Origin of the sequence: Fibrobacter sp. UWR2, from assembly GCF_002210285.1 — a bacterium.
GTDB lineage: Bacteria > Fibrobacterota > Fibrobacteria > Fibrobacterales > Fibrobacteraceae > Fibrobacter.
Genome location: NZ_MWQE01000001.1, coordinates 761,633 through 780,008 on the forward strand (window position 1 = coordinate 761,633; position 18,376 = coordinate 780,008).

At 54.5% G+C, this 18,376-nt stretch carries 12 protein-coding genes; 5 read left to right on the plus strand and 7 right to left on the minus strand.

What is annotated here, in order from left to right:
* Positions 1–29: 29 nt before the first annotated feature.
* From B7994_RS03045 to aroE, 6 genes are all read right to left on the minus strand, one after another.
* The gene (locus tag B7994_RS03045) at positions 30–1,451 is read right to left on the minus strand and encodes a glycosyltransferase (protein WP_088636985.1); all 1,422 of its coding nucleotides are present in this window, start codon (positions 1,449–1,451) and stop codon (positions 30–32) included.
* A complete protein-coding gene (gene hisA, locus B7994_RS03050; protein ID WP_088636986.1) occupies positions 1,420–2,196 on the minus strand; it encodes a phosphoribosylformimino-5-aminoimidazole carboxamide ribotide isomerase in 777 nt (258 codons plus the stop codon). The genes B7994_RS03045 and hisA overlap by 32 nt, the downstream gene beginning before the upstream one ends.
* Entirely contained in the window at positions 2,196–3,239 is a 1,044-nt protein-coding gene (locus B7994_RS03055) for a hypothetical protein (protein ID WP_088636987.1), read from the minus strand. Before B7994_RS03055 ends, hisA begins: the two co-directional genes overlap by 1 nt.
* An 82-nt stretch (positions 3,240–3,321) precedes the next feature.
* Positions 3,322–4,305 (minus strand): GDP-mannose 4,6-dehydratase, encoded by a 984-nt coding sequence (locus B7994_RS03060; protein ID WP_088636988.1) that lies wholly within the window; start codon positions 4,303–4,305, stop codon positions 3,322–3,324.
* Positions 4,306–5,898 carry a 3-dehydroquinate synthase gene (gene aroB / locus B7994_RS03065; protein ID WP_233142969.1) on the minus strand — a complete coding sequence of 531 codons (1,593 nt, stop codon included), beginning with the start codon at positions 5,896–5,898 and terminating at the stop codon, positions 4,306–4,308.
* 31 nt (positions 5,899–5,929) lie between these two features.
* Positions 5,930–6,847, minus strand: coding sequence for a shikimate dehydrogenase (aroE, locus tag B7994_RS03070; RefSeq protein WP_233142971.1), 918 nt, complete (start codon positions 6,845–6,847; stop codon positions 5,930–5,932).
* Positions 6,848–7,054: 207 nt separating this feature from the next.
* On the opposite strand from aroE, the gene B7994_RS03075 reads away from it, so the two are divergent.
* From B7994_RS03075 to B7994_RS03095, 5 genes are all read left to right on the plus strand, one after another.
* Complete coding sequence (locus tag B7994_RS03075) at positions 7,055–8,359, plus strand: DUF1565 domain-containing protein (protein ID WP_158213056.1); 1,305 nt, start codon at positions 7,055–7,057, stop codon at positions 8,357–8,359.
* A gap of 67 nt (positions 8,360–8,426) precedes the next feature.
* Entirely contained in the window at positions 8,427–9,344 is a 918-nt protein-coding gene (cysK, locus tag B7994_RS03080) for a cysteine synthase A (RefSeq protein WP_088636991.1), read from the plus strand.
* Positions 9,345–9,392: 48 nt separating this feature from the next.
* On the plus strand, positions 9,393–11,078 hold the full coding sequence (locus B7994_RS03085; protein WP_088636992.1) for a glutamine--tRNA ligase/YqeY domain fusion protein: 1,686 nt from the start codon (positions 9,393–9,395) through the stop codon (positions 11,076–11,078).
* 281 nt (positions 11,079–11,359) lie between these two features.
* A complete protein-coding gene (locus B7994_RS03090) occupies positions 11,360–12,787 on the plus strand; it encodes an FISUMP domain-containing protein (protein ID WP_088636993.1) in 1,428 nt (475 codons plus the stop codon).
* Positions 12,788–13,014: 227 nt separating this feature from the next.
* The gene (locus B7994_RS03095) at positions 13,015–16,620 is read left to right on the plus strand and encodes a fibro-slime domain-containing protein (protein WP_233142973.1); all 3,606 of its coding nucleotides are present in this window, start codon (positions 13,015–13,017) and stop codon (positions 16,618–16,620) included.
* Here B7994_RS03095 and B7994_RS03100 read toward each other — a convergent pair.
* Positions 16,595–18,367: a CotH kinase family protein gene (locus tag B7994_RS03100; RefSeq protein ID WP_088636995.1), complete on the minus strand. Its 1,773-nt coding sequence runs from the start codon at positions 18,365–18,367 to the stop codon at positions 16,595–16,597. The genes B7994_RS03095 and B7994_RS03100 overlap by 26 nt on opposite strands.
* Positions 18,368–18,376 lie beyond the last annotated feature (9 nt).

Sequence of the window (18,376 nt, forward strand, 5' to 3'; positions counted from 1 at the left end):
CGAAATTTACGAAGTTTTCGTGTACTTTGTCAAATGCCGTAGGCTTCTTTCTTGAGTTTTCGGAAGTATTCGAATTGCGCTTTTGATGCGTTTTCCAGGGTGTAGGTGCGGCTCTTCTCGTAAACGCGCTCGCTCATGGCGCTGTAATCCTTGGGGTGGTTCTTCTTGAGCTCGTAGCACTTCTCAAGAGTATTGACCCAGGCGTCTTCGTCCATGGGGCAAATGAATCCGTGTGCCTCGTCGGAGACGATGCTCTTGGGTCCGCCAAAATCGCTGACAACGGCAGGGGTGCCGCTCGCCATGGCTTCGACGACCACGTTGCCGAAGGTGTCCGTCGTGCTCGGGAAAACGAAAAAGTCCGCATCGGCATAGAGGCCCGCGAGAGTCTCGCCGCCCTGCTCACCGGAGAAGAGAACTTCGGGATGGTCTCGGTAGATTTCCTTGAGCTCATCGAGGTACCAACCGTATCCGACGAACAAAAGCTGTACGTCGTTATGCCTTGCGGCAAACTTCATCCATACGTTGTTCAGGAAAGGAATGTTCTTTTCTTTGGAAATGCGCCCGCAGAACATGAACTTTACGGTCTTTTTTTTACCGAATTTTTCCCAGGTGCCCTTGTTCGCATTCGATGGATCGAACTGATCGAGCGGAATCCCACGCGGAAGCATTACAATCTGGTTGCGCGGGACTAGGAGCTGCTTGTTCAAAATCTCGACATAGTCGTGACAGGGGCTGATGACGGGTCTTGCCATCTTGTAAAAGATTCTCATGAGCCACAGCACGTACACATGCATCCACTTGGCCTTCACGAGTGTCTTGGTGTAGGTGGGTACGTCGGTGCGGTAGTGGCTGAGAACCTTTACTCCGGCAACGAAAGCACAGAGCCGTACGAGCCAGGCGCCTGGGCTTGGGGTCTCGAGTTCGATAATGTCGACAGGGTATCGCTTTAGCAGGCGCAGTACCGGCCCGATGCGCATGATGTCGAGTTCGCTATTCGCATACCCGAGTAGTTCCATGCTAAAAAAACGCGGCAAGAGAAAGCAGTACCCGTTCTCGACGACACCGCAGGGGCGCGTGTTGAAGGCTATACCGGCAAGTCCGGCTTCCATGCCGTGTGAGCGCATGTAGGGAATGATATGGCGTAGGTTATTCGCAATGCCGTTTGTCTCGTCGAGCAGGTCGCTGTAGAATAGCACCCGTACCTTGTCGGGGTCGCGTTCCTTTCGCTCCTTGTTCATGGCGAAGCGGAGCTTTATGAGTCCTGGAATGTTTAAAAGCCAGATGCCGAAAATGATAGGCGGAATCCAGCAGGTACGGATATTTCCGGGAGGCTTGTGCTTCATGGCCCAGTACTTGCGGAACGTACTGGTGACATGCCTGCCATAGATGGGTGTACGTTTGTCAAGAATGTCGGTCAGTCTAACCCTTGTTGAACTTGACGCAGTCGTCATACTTCACTCCTTTCCCACCGAAAAGGTCAAGTGCCGATCCGATGGTGAGGTCAACTTTTCCGCCCGAAATATCTTTGACGTGTTTTAGGTCTTCTAGTGTTTTTGCACCGCCTGCGTAGGTGGCGGGAATAGGGCTGTGGGCGGCAAGGAACCGTATTAGGTCATCGTCCATTCCTTGCTGCTTGCCTTCGACATCGGCTGCGTGTACCAGGAACTCGTCGCAGTAGCGGGCAAGTTTGGTAAGCGTCTCTTCTGTAATCTCGACGTCGATAAGCGTCTGCCAGCGGTTTATCGCGATATTCCAGTGGGGTACTTCGCCTGGTGCGGAGGTGCGCTTGCAGCTGAGGTCCAGAACCAGGTGTTCCTTGCCGACAACTTCTACAAGGCGTTCCAGGCGGCTGATGTCGAATTTACCTTCGGGGAAAATCCAACTCGTGACAATCACGTGGCTTGCGCCGGCGTCGATGTATTCCTTCGCATTGTCCGCGGTGATTCCTCCACCCACTTGGAGCCCGCCTGGGTATGCCGAAAGTGCGGCCTTTGCCGCATCGACATTTCCCTTGCCGAGCATTATTACGTGCCCGCCCTTGATGTTGTCTTTCTTGTAGAGTTCTGCGAACCACGCAGGGGAACGATCCGTCTCGAAGTTGGTCTTGAGGCCCACACCGCTATCGTTTAGGGAACTTCCGACAATCTGCTTGACTTTGCCGTCGTGCAAGTCTATACAAGGGCGAAACTTGGTCATCAGTCCTTAACTCCCGTAACGGTCCAGTCGAGTTTTTTGCCGTGACTTGCATCGCTACGCCCGCGGTAGAACATGACCTCTCCGCCGGCGGCAATCTTCATGGCTTTCTTTGCGAACCATCCGTCAATCTTGTCCAAAAGCGATGCCTTCTGGTAGGTTTTGCCTACGGGGAACGAGAGTGCGGGGGAACCGTCCTTCCATTCAATGGAGAGTTCCTTTTTCGGGAATTTCTTGCCGCTGTATTTTTCGCCGTCTTCCTTGATGCTTGCTGGGAGTACAACCTTGGAGCCTTCGCCTCCGTTGTAAAGCACGTACCCGAGCAATCCGCCTTTAGGCGTAATGGAAATCCTGCCGGCATAGAGGGGCGAGCGGGCGTTCGTGCTAAAGTTGAGCGAACGGAGGGCGATTTCGGTCGGCTGTACCGTTTGCCATGTCTGGTCCATGTAGGCGTAGCCCTTCACGGAGATGGTGTCTTCATTGTAGCCGATGCGGCCAGAGACGCGCCCGTAGGGAATGTGGATATACTGCGCGAATTTTTCGCTGCCGACTTTCCACACGCCGTCACCTAGGACCTTGCCCTGCTCGGCGCTTTCGAACGTAAGGTCAAGGAAGAATTTGCCTTCCTTGTCGGCGGTAAACAGCACACGGTGGCCCTTGCCGGGCTTGTTTTCCATCATGTATTCGCCCTTGATGTCGATGGTCGACTTTTCCTTGAGGGCCTTGAGGCGTTCTGGTGGATACTGGCGGCCTACGGTATGGGTCTTGCCCTTGAAATTCCAGAGTGTCATGTCGCAGCCGATTTTTCGGCCGGAACCGGGAACATTAAGCGTGGAATAGTTGATAAAAGCGCGTGTGCCGTTGTCGAATACGAACTGGTAACTCCAGTTTTCGTTGAAATCCTTGGCATTCGAACTGTGTGGCATAAAATCGCTTGCGGTGAGGTTGCGTGCAGAGCCTGCAGGGGCTGTAACATCGCTTGCCCAGGCACTTGCGACGAGACTCACGGCGATTGCCATAATAATCATGTTTACGTTGTTTCGCATTACTATAAAAATAGAAATTTAGGTGAAAAAAGACGCCCTTTTATCGGGGCGTCTGTCGTTATGTCGGAATCTTTGAGCGTGTTTACAGTGGCAGGTCCTTGCCCATGCCGTTCTTGAGTTCGGTGCGGCGGCGTACCACCATCTCGTTGAATAGGTCGGTGAGGCTGTCTTCGATGCTAATCATGGGCTTCCAGCCGAGAGCATTGATCTTGGTTGGGTCGCCAACAAGCAGGGGAATGTCGTTGATGCGCTCGTATGCAGGGTCGAACCTGAAATCTACGCTGACACCGGCGATATCTACGAGCATATCTACGAGTTCGCGGAATGTATAGGCCTTCCCGCTGCAAATATTATACACCTGGCCCGATTCCGATGTCTTGAGAATCTGTATCATCGCCCGGGCCACGTCGCGCACGTCAACCACGTCACGGCTGATGTCGAGGCTTCCAGAATAGATGACGGGTTCGGTGTGATAATACTTGATTTTCACCAGCTGGTAGGTGATAGAAGGGATGGCGAAACGCCTGCTGTGGTGTGGACCCGTAAAATGGAACGGTCTCACGGCCACGATGTGCATGTCGTTGGCATTGCGGAACTGGTTCCCGAGAATTTCCATGCATGCCTTCGATGTCGCGTAGGGCGTGAGCGGGTTCGGAAGGTCGGTTTCCTTGTGTAGGTAGGTGAGGTGCTGCTCCGTGCGACCGTAGATTTCGCTCGAACTCAGGAGCATCACTTTAGCCCTTGGCGCCACCTGGCGGACAGCTTCGAGGAGGGTCTGTGTGCCGAGCAGGTTGATATTCAGCGTTTCGTATGGCTTCTTGTAGCTGAGCCCCACCGAGGACTGGCTTGCAAGATGGAATACGTGCGTGGGTTGCACCTTCTGCATCATTTCAAGGACTTCCTTGAAGTTCAGCATGTCGCCGGTGAGGTACTGTACTCCCTCAACCTTTTGCCAGGGCTGCGGTTGCTCGTCGCTAAAACTGTACAGGTCCTTTTCTGTACCCATGAGGTTTGATAGAATGTGGAAACCAAGTCCACCTGTTCCACCTGTGACCAGTATACTCATCTAGACCTCTTTTCCTCGGATAGCATCCCAGGATTTGTTGATGATTTCCTTGTCCACGTTGACAATCTTCTGTACCTTCCCGATTTTTTCGGGGAGAATGTAGACGCGCGTACCCTTTTCGGCCTTCTTATCGACGCCCATGGCGTTCCAGGCCTTTTCGGTATCGATATCGAATGTTTTCGGGAAGCCGAGCGCATCGAGAAGCGCGTTCTGGCGCTTTTCGGCGGCTTCGTCGAGCATACCGAGCGCTACGGCAACACGTGCGGCGACGCGCATGCCCAGGGACACGGCGATGCCGTGGCTGAACACGTTGTAGTTCGTGACTTTTTCGATGGCATGGCCGAAGGTGTGCCCGTAGTTGAGAATTGCGCGGAGTCCGGATTCCTTTTCGTCGATGCCTACGACTTCCGCCTTGATTTGGCAACTGCGGAAAATCATGTGCTTGAGCGCTTCGGAATCGCGTTTCTTTATTTTGTCTGTATTCTGTTCCAGATAACTGAAAAATTCTTCGTCGTAAATGACTCCGTACTTCACGATTTCGGCAAGGCCTGCGAGGTATTCCGTGTCGTTCAATGACGAAAGGACGGAGAGGTCGCAAACGACGGCCTTCGGCTGGTAGAATGCGCCGATCATGTTCTTGCCTTCGGGGTGGTTCACCGCCACCTTGCCACCGACCGAACTATCGACCATGGAAAGGAGCGTCGTCGGGAACTGGATGAATGGGATGCCGCGTTGGTAGGTGGCCGCTCCGAAACCGGCCATGTCGCCTACAACGCCGCCGCTGAACTGCAGCAGGCAACTCTTGCGTGTGTAGCCGCGGTGCAGCATGAAGCTGAAAAGCTGGTTCAGGTTATGGAGAGTCTTGTTGCGCTCGCCTGCCTGGAACTTGAAAATCGGACAGCGCCCCGCCTGGCCGCGGAGCATGTTCAGCATGTTCCCCTGCGCCTTCGCGATGGTCGTATCGGTGCAGACCAAGAAGTCGTGCGTGGGCGAAAGGCGCAGACCCTCGAGCAGCGCCGAGGACTCGGGCACGATGTTCTCGCCGATAAAGATGGGGTAGCGTCCGCCGCTGCTCGGGCATACGTCCAGCGCGTGGCTGTTCCAGAACCGCAGCATGCGGAGGATATGTTCGATGACATGCGCTTCGGAGGCTTCGTTCGTGCTTTCGACGCTGAAGTCGGCGTGCGCGTAGTTCTTCTCGCGATCCTTGAGCATTGCCTTGATTTTCTCGAGGCGTTCTTCGTCGGAGAGGTTTGCCAGCAGGGGGCGCGTGTTCTTGCGCCCGATGCGTTCAGAGAGAATCTCGGGTTTGGCCCACAGGCGGATAAGTGTGCCGGATTCGCGTATGACCTTGAGGTTTTCTTCGCGGTTCAGTGCGCCGCCTCCGAGCGAGACGACCTGCGGATTTTCGTTGTGTGCGATTTCGGCAATGACTTCGGATTCCATCTCGCGGAATTTCGCTTCGCCGTCAGTCTCGAAAATTTCACTGATGCTCTTGCCTGCGCGTTCGACAATCACTGCGTCGGTATCGACAAACGGGCGGCCCAGGCGTTCTGCCATGGCCCTGCCGGTGCGGCTCTTGCCGCTTGCCATAAAGCCGGTGAAAAAGATATGCTGTCTCATTTTAGCCTTGCATCCCTTTGCGCATGATTGACGCGAGTTCTGAATTCTGTTTGTCCGCCGTTTCGGCAGGGAACCACTTGCGAAAACTTTCGATGCCCTGGTGTACGAGCATCCCTTCGCCGGTAACGGCCTTGCAGCCCTGGGCTGCGGCCATCTGCAAAAGCTTGGTCTGTACGGGCGTGTACACGATGTCGCATACCGCTTGCCCGGCATGGAGGCTTTCCTTGGGGAGCGGGCTCTCGTCTACGTTCGGAGTCATGCCGACCGATGTGGCATTGATGATAATGTCCTGTTCGGGTGATATCTTTGAAAAATCGTCGAATGTAACCGCTTTTACGGCAGAACCTTTGCCTGCCTTCGCGAACAGTTCGTTCAGGCTGTCTGCGAGCGCTTGTCCCTTTTCGATGTTCCGGCATACGATGGTGAGCGAGTTCCCCTGCTCGACGAGCGTGTAGGCGATTGCCTTTGCCGCGCCGCCGTTCCCGAGGAGGGCTACCTTCTTGTTGCTGGCGACAACGCCGTTCTCCTCGAGGTTGCGGATGCAGCCGTAAGGGTCGGTAGTCGTGCCGCAGAGTGTGCCTCCGACGATTCCGTCTTTCCAGTAGAGGGTGTTCACGCTGCCCGTGAACCGGCTGATCTCGCTCAGTTCGTCGATGAGTTTCGGGGTGCCGTCCTTGCCGGTGAATTCCGTCTTGTACGGGATGGTCACGTTTGCTCCGCGGAAACCCATGGAACGGAACCCGCGGATGGCGTCTGCGAAATTTTCCGGTTCGGGAGCATAGGGAAGGTAGCGTGCGTTTATGTGGAGCGCATCAAAAAGCGCATTGTGCATCGCGGGCGACTTGCTGTGCGCCACGGGATGCCCGAAAATACAGAGCGTTTCTGTCTGGCCGTCTATACCGGCGGATATCTTAGTCAATGTAACCTCTTTTGTCCGCCCACCTGGGGCTGAACTATTAAATCTTATGTCTAAAGATATATATTGTTTAGGCAGGAAAAGTTCAGTCGGCCCTGTAAATAAGATTTAACGGGGGGGGGTAGGGATTGATCTCTTGTTGCCATGGGCTGTATTTCTTGTTACCTTTCGCGAAAGAGGTGGTTTGGAGTCTTTTTAAAAGGAATGGATATGAAAAAACTCTCTCTTTGCTCAACGGCACTTGCCGTGGCCCTCTTTTTTGCTGGCCAGGCATTTGCTAAAGACTGGTATGTAAGCCCGAGCGGCAAGAACAAGAACGAAGGAACATCCCCGTCTGCACCTCTTAAGAACATCTGGAAGGCAATCGAACTCGCTGCTGCGGGTGATGTCATTCATGTGGCTGCAGGTAACTACAACGGACAGATGAAGCAGGGCTGGATCAAGCTCGATAAGCCTGTTTCGCTCATTGGTGGCTACTCCGACGATTTCGAGACACGCGATGTCATCAAGAACAAGACGATGTTCCAGCCCACCAACGAGATGAACTCCACCAAGGGCCAGGGCATTTTGCATATCAACTACAAGGGCGCAGATGCGAAGGTCGTGATTGACGGTTTTATCTTCGACCAGGGCGAAGCGAACAGCTACCACGCGGTGAACGGCAAGCCCGAAGGTGTCGCTACCGGCATGTGGCTTGAACCTCCCGCAAAGGGCAATACCACTAACCCCTCGCTGAACGTGTACAGCCTCTATGGCGAAAATTCCGAAGGCGACCTCACCATCCAGAACTGCGTGTTCGTGAACGCCGGTAACATTGCCTTGCAGGTGAACCATTTCGCGGGTAAAGTGAAGGTCTTGAATAATGTATTCATCGCCAACCGTATCATTGGCGCGAATGTACTTGCCAAGCAGAACAAGCTGGGTGCGGTTGACTATGAATTTGCGTACAATACGGTGATGTTCACCTGGACCCGAACCAAGCTTTTCGAGGACATGGGCTATGGAGTGCGTTCCAACACGAACTGCTTTAGCCGCATCCACAACAACCTGCTTGCGCTCAACATGATGGCGGGCTTTGACAACACGAAGGGTGACCCGAAGACAAAGAAGGTTTGGCTCGACAAGAACGCGTTTATCTTGAACAAGAAGGGCGACGTGACTGTTACGGTGAGCCCGAGCATTCTTTGGCTGAACGTTGCCGATGACCAGTTTGAGGACTTGGAAGATGCCCCGAGCATCGAGAGCCTGAACGGCAACATCTCCATCAGCGACCCGAGCATTTTCAAGGGCAAGATTAACCAGGCTTATCTGGAAGGATTCCTGAATGCGACCTACACCGAGCAGACCTCGTACAACGAGAACTCCCCAGCGAACCTGTTCCGTGCCGCCATGGGCCTGAACAAGCAGGGCTCCATCTCTTCCAAGGTATCGATGTTCATGAACAAGTACCCGATGGAAGAATCTCTGCTCCTCTTCGGTCTCATGGAAGGCTATGGCGCCCAGATGCCGAAATAGTCTGCATCTATAACAAAGTTTTTTCAGGGCATTCCCGTTTGCGGAATGCCTTTTCTATATTCATTACATGCTTTACAATAACATTCTCGAAACCATCGGCAACACGCCGATCGTACGCATCAACAAACTGAACAAGGGCGAGGCCGAAGTCTACGTAAAAATTGAAAGTTTTAATCCGCTCGGCAGCGCGAAGGACCGCGTGGCGTTCAACATGATCGAACGCGCCGAAAAGGAAGGCAAACTCAAGCCGGGCGCCCTCATCATCGAGCCTACCAGCGGCAATACGGGTGTCGGGCTTGCCTACGTGGGCGCCGTGAAGGGCTACAAGGTGGTGCTCACGATGCCTGATTCTATGAGCATGGAACGCAGGCTGCTCTTGAAGGCGCTTGGGGCCGAGGTCGTATTGACCGAAGGCGCGAAGGGCATGGCAGGCTGCATCGAGAAGGCAAACGAGATTGCGGCGCAGAACCCTGGGAGTTTTATCCCGCAGCAGTTCGAGAATCCGGCAAACCCGGAAGCGCACTACCTCACGACCGGCCCTGAAATCTGGAACGATACCGAAGGCAAGGTAGACGTGTTTATCGCGACGGCAGGTACCGGCGGGACCGTGAGTGGGACGGCGAAGTTCCTCAAAGAAAAGAATCCGGACATCTACGTTATCGCCATCGAACCCGATGACTCCCCGATGATATCGAAGGGTGTCGCGGGCCCGCACAAGATACAGGGAATCGGTGCGAACTTTGTCCCGAAAATCTACGACCCGAAGGTCGTTGACGAAGTGTACCTGACCAGCACCGAGAAGGCGGGGAAGGCCGCCCGCGATGCCGCCGCGCAGGAAGGCATCTTTGTCGGGATATCTTCGGGAGCCGCGCTCGAATGCGCCCTCACCGTGGCCAAGCGCCCCGAATTCAAGGGCAAGCGCATCGTGGCGCTCCTCCCGGACACCGGCGAGCGCTACCTGAGCACCTGGCTCTGGAACGAGTAGGCTTGATTTTTCTATCTTTACCGCGTAAAATTTTAAAAGGATACCACAATGGAAATCCCCGAATCCTCGAATTTTGTACAGGACATTATCGTTAACGACCTCAAGACGGGCAAGCGCACCAACGTGCATACCCGCTTCCCGCCCGAGCCGAATGGCTACATCCACATCGGACACGCGAAATCCATCTGCCTGAACTTCGGTACCGCGAACAAGTACAAGGACTTTGGTGGCATCACGAACCTCCGCTTCGACGATACGAACCCGACCAAAGAAGACGTGGAATATGTGGATTCCATCCGCGAAGACGTGAAGTGGCTCGGTTTTGAATGGAAGGGCGGCGAATACTTCGCAAGCGACTACTACGACCAGATTTACGCTTTTGCCGAAAAGCTCATCGAGATGGGCAAGGCCTACGTGGAAGACCTGACCCGCGACGAGATGCAGGAATACCGCGGCAACGATGCCGGCAAGCCGAGCCGTCCGAGCCCCTACCGCGACCGCAGTGTGGAAGAGAACATGAAACTCTTCCGCGAGATGCGCGACGGCAAGTATGCCGACGGCGAGAAGTGCCTCCGCGCCAAGGTCGACCTCTCTAGCCCGAACATGAACATGCGTGACCCGGTCATCTACCGCATCAAGCACTGCACGCACCACCGCACCGGCGACAAGTGGTGCATCTACCCGATGTACGATTTCGCGCACCCGCTCAGCGACTGGATTGAGGGTATTACTCACTCCATCTGTACGCTGGAATTCGAAGCGCACCGCCCGCTGTACGACTGGTTCCTGATTGAACTCGGTCTCGACAACCGTCCGCAGCAGATTGAATTTGCCCGCCTGAACCTGACCTACACCATGATGAGCAAGCGCAAACTCCTGGAACTGGTGGAGACGAAGGCCGTGATGGGCTGGAACGACCCGCGTATGCCCACAGTCTGCGGTTACCGTCGCCGTGGCTTTACCCCGAGTTCCATCCGCGAGTTCTGCGACCGCATCGGCGTGTCGAAGGCCGACTCCATGGTCGACGTGAACCTGCTCTACTTCTGCATCCGCGAAGAGCTGAACAAGACGGCGAACCGCGTGATGGCCGTGATCGACCCGGTGAAGCTCGTGATTGACAACTGGGAAGACGGCAAGGTCGAGATGATCAAGGTTGAAAACAACCCGAACGACGAAACCGCCGGTACCCGCGAAGTCCCCTTTGGCAAGGAACTCTACATCGAGGCCGACGACTTCATGGAAGAACCGCCGAAGAAGTACTTCCGCCTGAAGCCGGATGGAGAAGTCCGCCTGAAGGGCGCCTACTTCGTGACCTGCAAGAGCGTCGAAAAGGACGCGAACGGCAAGGTGACGGTGATTCACTGCGAATACGACCCGCAGAGCAAGGGTGGCGAGACTCCTGACGGCCGCAAGGTCAAGGGCACCATCCACTGGGTTTCTGCGGCACATGCCGTGGACGCTGAAGTGCGCCTCATCAACAACCTGTTTACGCTCGAAGATCCGGCTGCGGTTCCCGAAGGCGAAGACTGGCACGACTACCTGAACCCGGATTCCATGGTCATCAAACAGGCCAAGGTGGAACCGAGCCTCGCCGACGCCAAGCTCGAAGACCGTTTCCAGTTCATGCGCCAGGGCTACTTCTGCCTCGACAGCGAAGATTCCAAGCCGGGCCACCTTGTGTTTAACAGAACGGTGGACTTGAAGGATAGCTTCGCCAAGCAAGTCGCGAAGTAATTCGCCGATAAACTTCGCCATACTGCGTCTCTCGCCCTCTCACGTACGCTTAGTACGCTACGAGGGCTCGTTTCTTGTCTTGCTCGTTTCTAGGCGAATTACGGTCGATTGATTGATGCGAAAGCATTGCGATACTGCGTCATGAACGATGTCATTCTGGAGCATCCGAAGGATGCGATAGAATCCGCACGGTTCTGAACAGCGACTTTAAACAAACTAAAGGGTGGCCTTGCGCCGCCTTTTAATATATCTTTGGAAAAGATTGAATAGGAGGTTTCTCAATGAACAGGCAAATGAATTTCAAGAAATGTGTGACGGGTGCTTTTGTTGCGCTGGCGTTGGTTGCGTGTTCCGATGACGGCTCGTCGTCGCTCGATTACCCGGAACCGGAATCTAGCAGCTCCGTGGAAAGTTCTTCCGAAGAAGCTTCTAGCAGTTCTATCGAGGAGTCGAGCAGTTCGGTAGAAGAATCCAGTAGTTCGCAGGAACCCGAGAGTTCGAGCAGCGTGCAGGTGTTTATCGACGAACGCGACGGGCAGGCTTACCGGTACGTGGTCATCGGGGAACAGACCTGGATGGCGCAGAACCTGAACTATACGGATACTGCCACGAAATATTCATATAATTATACCCCGGACATTGCCGACATCGATGTATGGCGCTACTATTGGGACCGCGATGCGAAAGTCTCGTGCCCCGCGGGTTGGCATCTTCCGAGATTTATGGATTTCAGCAAGCTGGTGACGACTGTTGGCGGGCCGGATTCTGCGGGCAAGTTGCTGCGCTCAACCGATGCCTGGTACGACAGGCAGGGAGAGACGGACATTTATGGTTTTGCCGCGACTCCCACGGGAATGAGATGTAGCGGAGGGTCCAATACGAAAGCCATATACATGTCGGCAGACTATGCCCAGTACGGTAGCCTGTATTCCTTTAACTTGGAAGCAGAAAAACCGGTGGAATGGAAGGACAATAGCGGTGGCTGCTACATGGCCGTAAGGTGCGTGAAGGATGACGATTTCTATAAGGTGATTCCTGATTCTGCGGATGTCGCGCAGCAGGAACCCTGCAAGACGCAAGAAGAGGACAACTGCGAATACGGGACACTCAAGGATAGCCGCGACAACCGTGAATACAAGACTGTCGTGATAGGTGATCAGACATGGATGGCGGAAAACCTGAGGATTGATTATCCGGAAGGGACAGGATGCATCAAGGATGACAAGGACACCTGTGCCAAGTACGGATATGGATATACCTGGGCTGCTGCCATGGACTACCTGGGCGAGTATTCCGATGACGCAGTCGGCTGCGGCAATGATTCCTATTGCACGAGGGAGAGGGATGTTCGCGGAATTTGCCCGGAAGGCTGGCATTTGCCGGATTTGGCTGAATTCCAGACAATGCTTTACGCAGTCAATGAACGACGTTCTGGGAATAGCAACTTGAAGGCGTCTAACTTGTGGCGGAATGATTTTGGAACCGTCGAAAGTGCTTTCCGCGATAAATACGGATTTTCGCTGATGCCAGGCGGAATGGTCCTGCCTCCTGTATTCAAAAATCAGGCAACAGGCGGCACCACATGTCTTTGGGCTTCTTACGATGTTTCTCCGCGTTTTGCCTATTATTTGTATGTTGGCAGTGATTATGCGAGCATGAGTAAGAACGAGAAACTCTTCGGTTGTTACGTTCGCTGCATAAAGGACTGATTGCCGGTCTGCTATCGAGAGAATGTGGAGAATAAGGTGGCCTTGCGCCGCCTTTTTTTTTGTTTGGTTCTGCTCAAGGGGAAAATGAGAACATTTTATAAAAAGTGAGAACATTTGCTGTTGAGAAAATGGTAAAATTTTATTTAAAATAATAGATTTTGTTGGAATGATGTTATATTTGTTACTAAAATTTGAGAACATTATAAATGATCTCAGGGATGGATGTTATGGTGAATTGGGTTGAAAGGGCCAGAATGCTGGCTGTGGCTGCCGTCTTGGCGCTCGGAACGGCTCAAGCCGAAAAGACGGTCGTTTTCTTTACGCCGTGGTCGAACACAAACGCGGTGCTGTTCGTGGGGGGCGATTCCGTAGCCACGATGACGCCTCTCGACAATTACTGCGGCTGGTTCAAGGCTACAGTGGATGCGCCCGGCGAGGGCTTCGGGGTCTACTTCAAGCAGACTGTCGGCCTCAACTACGTGGGTGCCGAGGGCATGGTCGCCGAGGAACCTACGGAATCAAGCGAGATATTGCTGGATTCCGTTGCCGCCCTCTCCGATACGGTTTGGGTGCAGGGGTACAAGGCCGATGTTCCCGCGCTGTTTTCCGGTTACCCCGGCGTGCTTGGCGACTGCCCGCTCAAGAAGATTCCCGTGACCGTCTACGACTGGCTGCACGGTACCGATGGCGATGGCGACGGAAGCAGAAAAAACGGTGACCCCGCAAACGGCGTCAGCGCGGACTTCGGTTCGGGCGGGTGCTCCGGCAAGGACAAGGCTGTTACGGGTATGGTCGAATACAGGCTCGGTGCGAACGGGGTCCCCGTGCGTGCGGACCCCTTCCCGGAAAAGTGCAAGATTACGGAGCATCTCGACAGCTGGTTCCTGCCCGAGGTTGTCGCCAAGGACAGTGCGGGCAACGAATACACGAACATGACCTGCCGCGACCTGTATGTATCTATGGACGACGAGGGTTTCTGGCTTGCGGAAGTTTCGAAGGACCAGATATCGAAAGGCAACGAAGCCAATTCGGACGGTATGTTCCTGCTGGACGATTTCGAGTTTCTCGACGATGCGGAGAAGGTGCCGAACCCTTACTACGACCAGCTGAAGGGAACGAAGATAGGCAAGCATAACTTCGGGTATGCCGCAAAGATACAGGCGACGTTCGAGTATGTCCCTGGCCAGTACTTCGACTTTTACGGCGACGACGATGTTTGGGTGTTTATCGACAATCGCCTTGCGGTGGATATCGGCGGGCAGCATGGCCAGGTGGCGGGTGCTGTAGATCTCGATACCATCGGGCAGAATACCGGCGACATGCTTGTTCCGGGAAAGACATACGACTTCCATATCTTTTACGTGGAGCGCCATACCGGTTCGTCTAATTTCCGCATGCGCACTTCTATTGACTTGCAGGTCGAGGCGTCGCTGTTCCTGACTTCGGACAGGCGCGGCTCCGGAATGAGTTACGAGGTATGGCAAATCAACAAGAAGAGCAAGCTTTCCTGCAATTTCGACGCGAATTCTGCCGAGCGCGATACGACCGGTGGCGCGTCGACCTTCAAGCTTACCGGCGGTAACCTCGCGGGGCCCGAGATACTCGGGGTCGGTACCCATTACGAGGGAATCAAGATTACGAGCGATTCCACGTTCTCGATAGATTCTGCAGCGATTGTTTCGAACTACGCGCTTGCTCCCGGGCACTACTTCCTGGAGGTTACCCTGAAGGCTGACCCGAGCCAGGTGACGAAGGTGGAAATTACCGTGCCGTCCTATTCCGTGCCGAGCGTCGCGTTCGCGAAGGAAGACTGGACTGTCCTCGGTACGCAGGTCTCTGGCGATACAGCGCAGATTGGCTCCTGGGCGTATGCGACTTACCAGGTGAATATCACGTTCTTCGAGGAATGGGCCGTCGTCAACAATTACAACCGCAAGATAAACCTATCGTTCTCGAATGCGGCGATAGATATCCTGGATGCGCCGGGCGGAAAGAAAATCAGCGCGGTGAACCTGGACGAGGATGGGCGTGCGACGTTCTACGTGCATGCGAATGCTCCCGTATCTGGAGCCGTGCTCACGGCGAAGGGCGCCGCGGCGGGCGTTTCGGTATGGACCGATCTGAAGTTTGCCGAACCTCCCGCACCGCGTGTGGAGAAGGCTATTGCGATGGACCGGAACGGGGACGGGCGTGCCGACAGCCTGTACGTTCACTTTGAGCGCGCAGTCAATGGCAAGAGCCGTCTGGATTCTATCCAGCTGACTTTCGGAGAAACGTTCGTGGCGACATCGAACTTCAAGATTGTGAACGAGACCGACATCGTACTTACTGCCGAAGACCTTGGCGCGGAATGTACCGGGAAGGTTTGCGGTTTTGGTAGTAGGCAGTTTACCGGAGATGCGTCGGGAATCTATTCTGGAAGCCTGAACAACTGGTTTACCTACGAAAATGAGGGCGAGGTCAGCAACTTCTTTATCGAGAACGAGCAGGTTACCGACGGTGTCGGACCCATCGTGCTTTCTGCTTCGAAAAAGTTAAGCAAGGACGGGAGCAGGCTTATAGACATTACCTTCAGCGAGGCGATTTCTGAAGAGTCCCGGCACCTGTTTACTGAAATCTTTGAATACACCTGCATGCGCTCGGGAATAAACGAGAAGCCCGAAAGGCCTCTGCAGCAGGGCGGAACGGGAGCGCACATGACGCTCATCTATACCTCGGGCGGGAACGGGGCTGTGCTGCCGACGGATGGTGACCTGATCAGGTTTGCACCCAAGGGCGGTGCGCAGGACCTTGCCGGGAATGTACCGCACAGGAACAATCCGTGGGTTGCCATTACGGGCGATCAGGAACTCGGTGTAGAGAACCCGGGCGTAGTCTCGCTGGGAGAAGACCCCTATGGCGTTATCGGGAACGACACGGTTACGCAGGTGAAGCTTATTACGGACATAAGCCAGAGCGCCCAGCAGATAGCGGATTCGCTCGGCGTGCAGGGCTCGCTTGTCGATTTCGATATCGCGAAGATTATGGTAGAGCAGACGAAGGATGCCGTCGAGAAGTTCGATGCCTTCGTGAAGTCTCGCGTCGGGAGCGAAACTGATTACGACACGACAATTGTCGGCATCAGCGAGCAGGAAGCCTTGACGCAGTTGTTCAACGACATTCGCGTGAACCTGGTGGATACCTCGTACGGTTTTAGCGAGCAGGCCATCAACGGGATTTTGGACGGTTCCATTACCGAGGACAACTACAGGTCCATTGTAGGCGAGGGCGACCTGGAACTCTTCGCGAAAATGGCGGAGGCGAATATCGAGGCGAGCCGCGATACGGTAATCACCATAGGGAACGTCCAGACCGTGACGCAGGCCGACCTCTTCGAAGCCATCCGTAGCGGCAGGCTGGATGCGGAACTTGCAGAAGCAGGCGTTGCGCGTGAACTTATCGATGCCGTAAAGGCGGGCGAGGTAACCGAATTCAATCTCGAAGAGTACCGTAGCGGCGAAAGGACGATTGTATCTGACGATGCCGTGGAACTGCACTACCGCACGTTCTATTACAGTCAGTTCGGCGAGTACGTGGGCGGAACGTCCAATACGATAAGGTGCTCCGACAAGGGCGTGTACGGCGAAGAGGGCTGCCTCAAGAACAAGGGAAATATCTTCCTTGCATGGAACATGCGTTCTAATAGCGGCCGCTTGGTCGGGACTGGCGTCTACATCTCGCGCCTAGAAATAAAAATTGTCGTGAACGGTAAAAATACACTTCACCAAGTTCGCGACAATTTCTGGGGCGTGCGTCGCGGTAAAAACTTTAGCGGCTTAGCATCTTCCCGTTGAGCGTTGCAATCCAGTGCTGGTTCAGTGCCGCACGCGGAATCTGGAATGATTGTGTGCCGGCGGGTATCTGTTTCTGGAAGAGCGTCTTGCCGTTGAGGGCGACTAGCCTGAACAAGCCTCCATCAACACTTTGCACGGTGATCTTGTTGCCTGCGACCGTGTAGGAATTGAGGCGGGTAACGCTCAGGTGGGGCTGGAATCCGATTGGGGGAGGATTGTCATCGTCATCCTCGTCGTAGTAGCCCCAATCGTCGATGATGAGCGCTTCGGTTGCGATGGGGGTAGACGGCTCGCTGAAACTCAGTTGCTGGTCAATCCATGCGAATCTCTGCTTCACGTACTTGCGAAGGTGCTCGATTTCGGCGTCCCACGTAGGTTCGTTGTAGTAGTTCATCTTCATGCCCATGCAGCCCATGTTCCAACCGCCCTGGTTCCAGCCGTTGTTCCCGCCGTTATTGTTTCCGGATTCCATCGGATCGGCGTCGCAGGTGCCGCTAGACTGCCCCAGGTTCGGCCAGCGCTGAAAATTGCGGTCGGCAGCATTCTTGAGGACTGTCTTGAGGGAGTCTATGAAGTGGTCGATGTTCTTGGTGTGCCAAACGCCACTGCGCAGTTCCGCCCAGCGGGCCTTGTACTTCTGCTGGAAACTGTTGTCTTTCCAGATGTTCTGTATCCACTTGGCGACAAACCATTCGTTCATGCCGAACGCGAAGCCGCCATCGTTTGCGCTCTGGGGAATACGCCAGCCTTCCGCCTTTTCGCCGCCCACGCGCTGGTAGGCTCCGAAGGCGAGGTTGAAGTCCCACGGGGCACCGAGCTGCAACTTGCCGCCCTTGCTGTCCTTGTCCTTGAACATGTAGAAACTGCAGATGTAGGCGTCGGTATTGTTGGTGATGTCTTCGTGCATTATGTAGTCGACCGCGGCATCGATATCGAGAATGTCCAGGCATCCGCTGCTGTTGATGTCGCCGTTGTCGCACTTCTGCTCGATGGAGTTGAAGAAGTTCTGGATATACTGCTGCTGCTCCCTGGTGGTGTTTTCCTTTTTCGGAGAACGCATCACGACGGGGGAGCCGTCTTTGCTCTTGAAGCCTTCCTTGTCGAGGCCCTGCGTGGAGTTGTTTTCCACCTTGTCGATGCTGAGCACGTAACCGCCAGTCACGTCGTCGCCGCTGATATCTTCTTCCTTGAGCTTCGCAATATGCACGCGTGCCTTGGCTCGCTTGATTTTTTCGAGCAGCAGGTACACGCCCTTGTACTGCCCGTTCAGGTAGAGTTCAAAGAACTTGAAGCGCGAACTGTAGCGGCCTGTGCGCTGGTAGAACCAGTAGGCGAGCGCGTTTCGGATGAGTGTCTTGTCTACATAAGGACCATGGAACACCCAGTCGGCGTTCTTCGGCATGCCGAGTACCTTGAGGCTCGTATCGTGGCAGGCCGTGTCGGCGACGTTCGTGCAGGCGCGCGCTTTGAGTTCGATGCCGTAACCCTTCTTCGGGAAGTCGGCGGAGGTCTGCCCGCGAATTTTGATGCCGATATTCATCAGCTCGCCTTTTGCACTGTCGGCAACGTTGTTCGTGCCCTTGTCCAAAATGCGCATGGTGCCGGGAATCTTGTCGGCTCCCTTCTCGAGCGCCTTGCCGTTTTGCGTGTTCACGATGATGAGCGGCAGGTCGTATGTCTGCGCGAACGCAAATGTCGCTAGATAGAATACTAGCGAGAAAATAATCTTTTTGGGCTGGAAAAACATATTTACTCC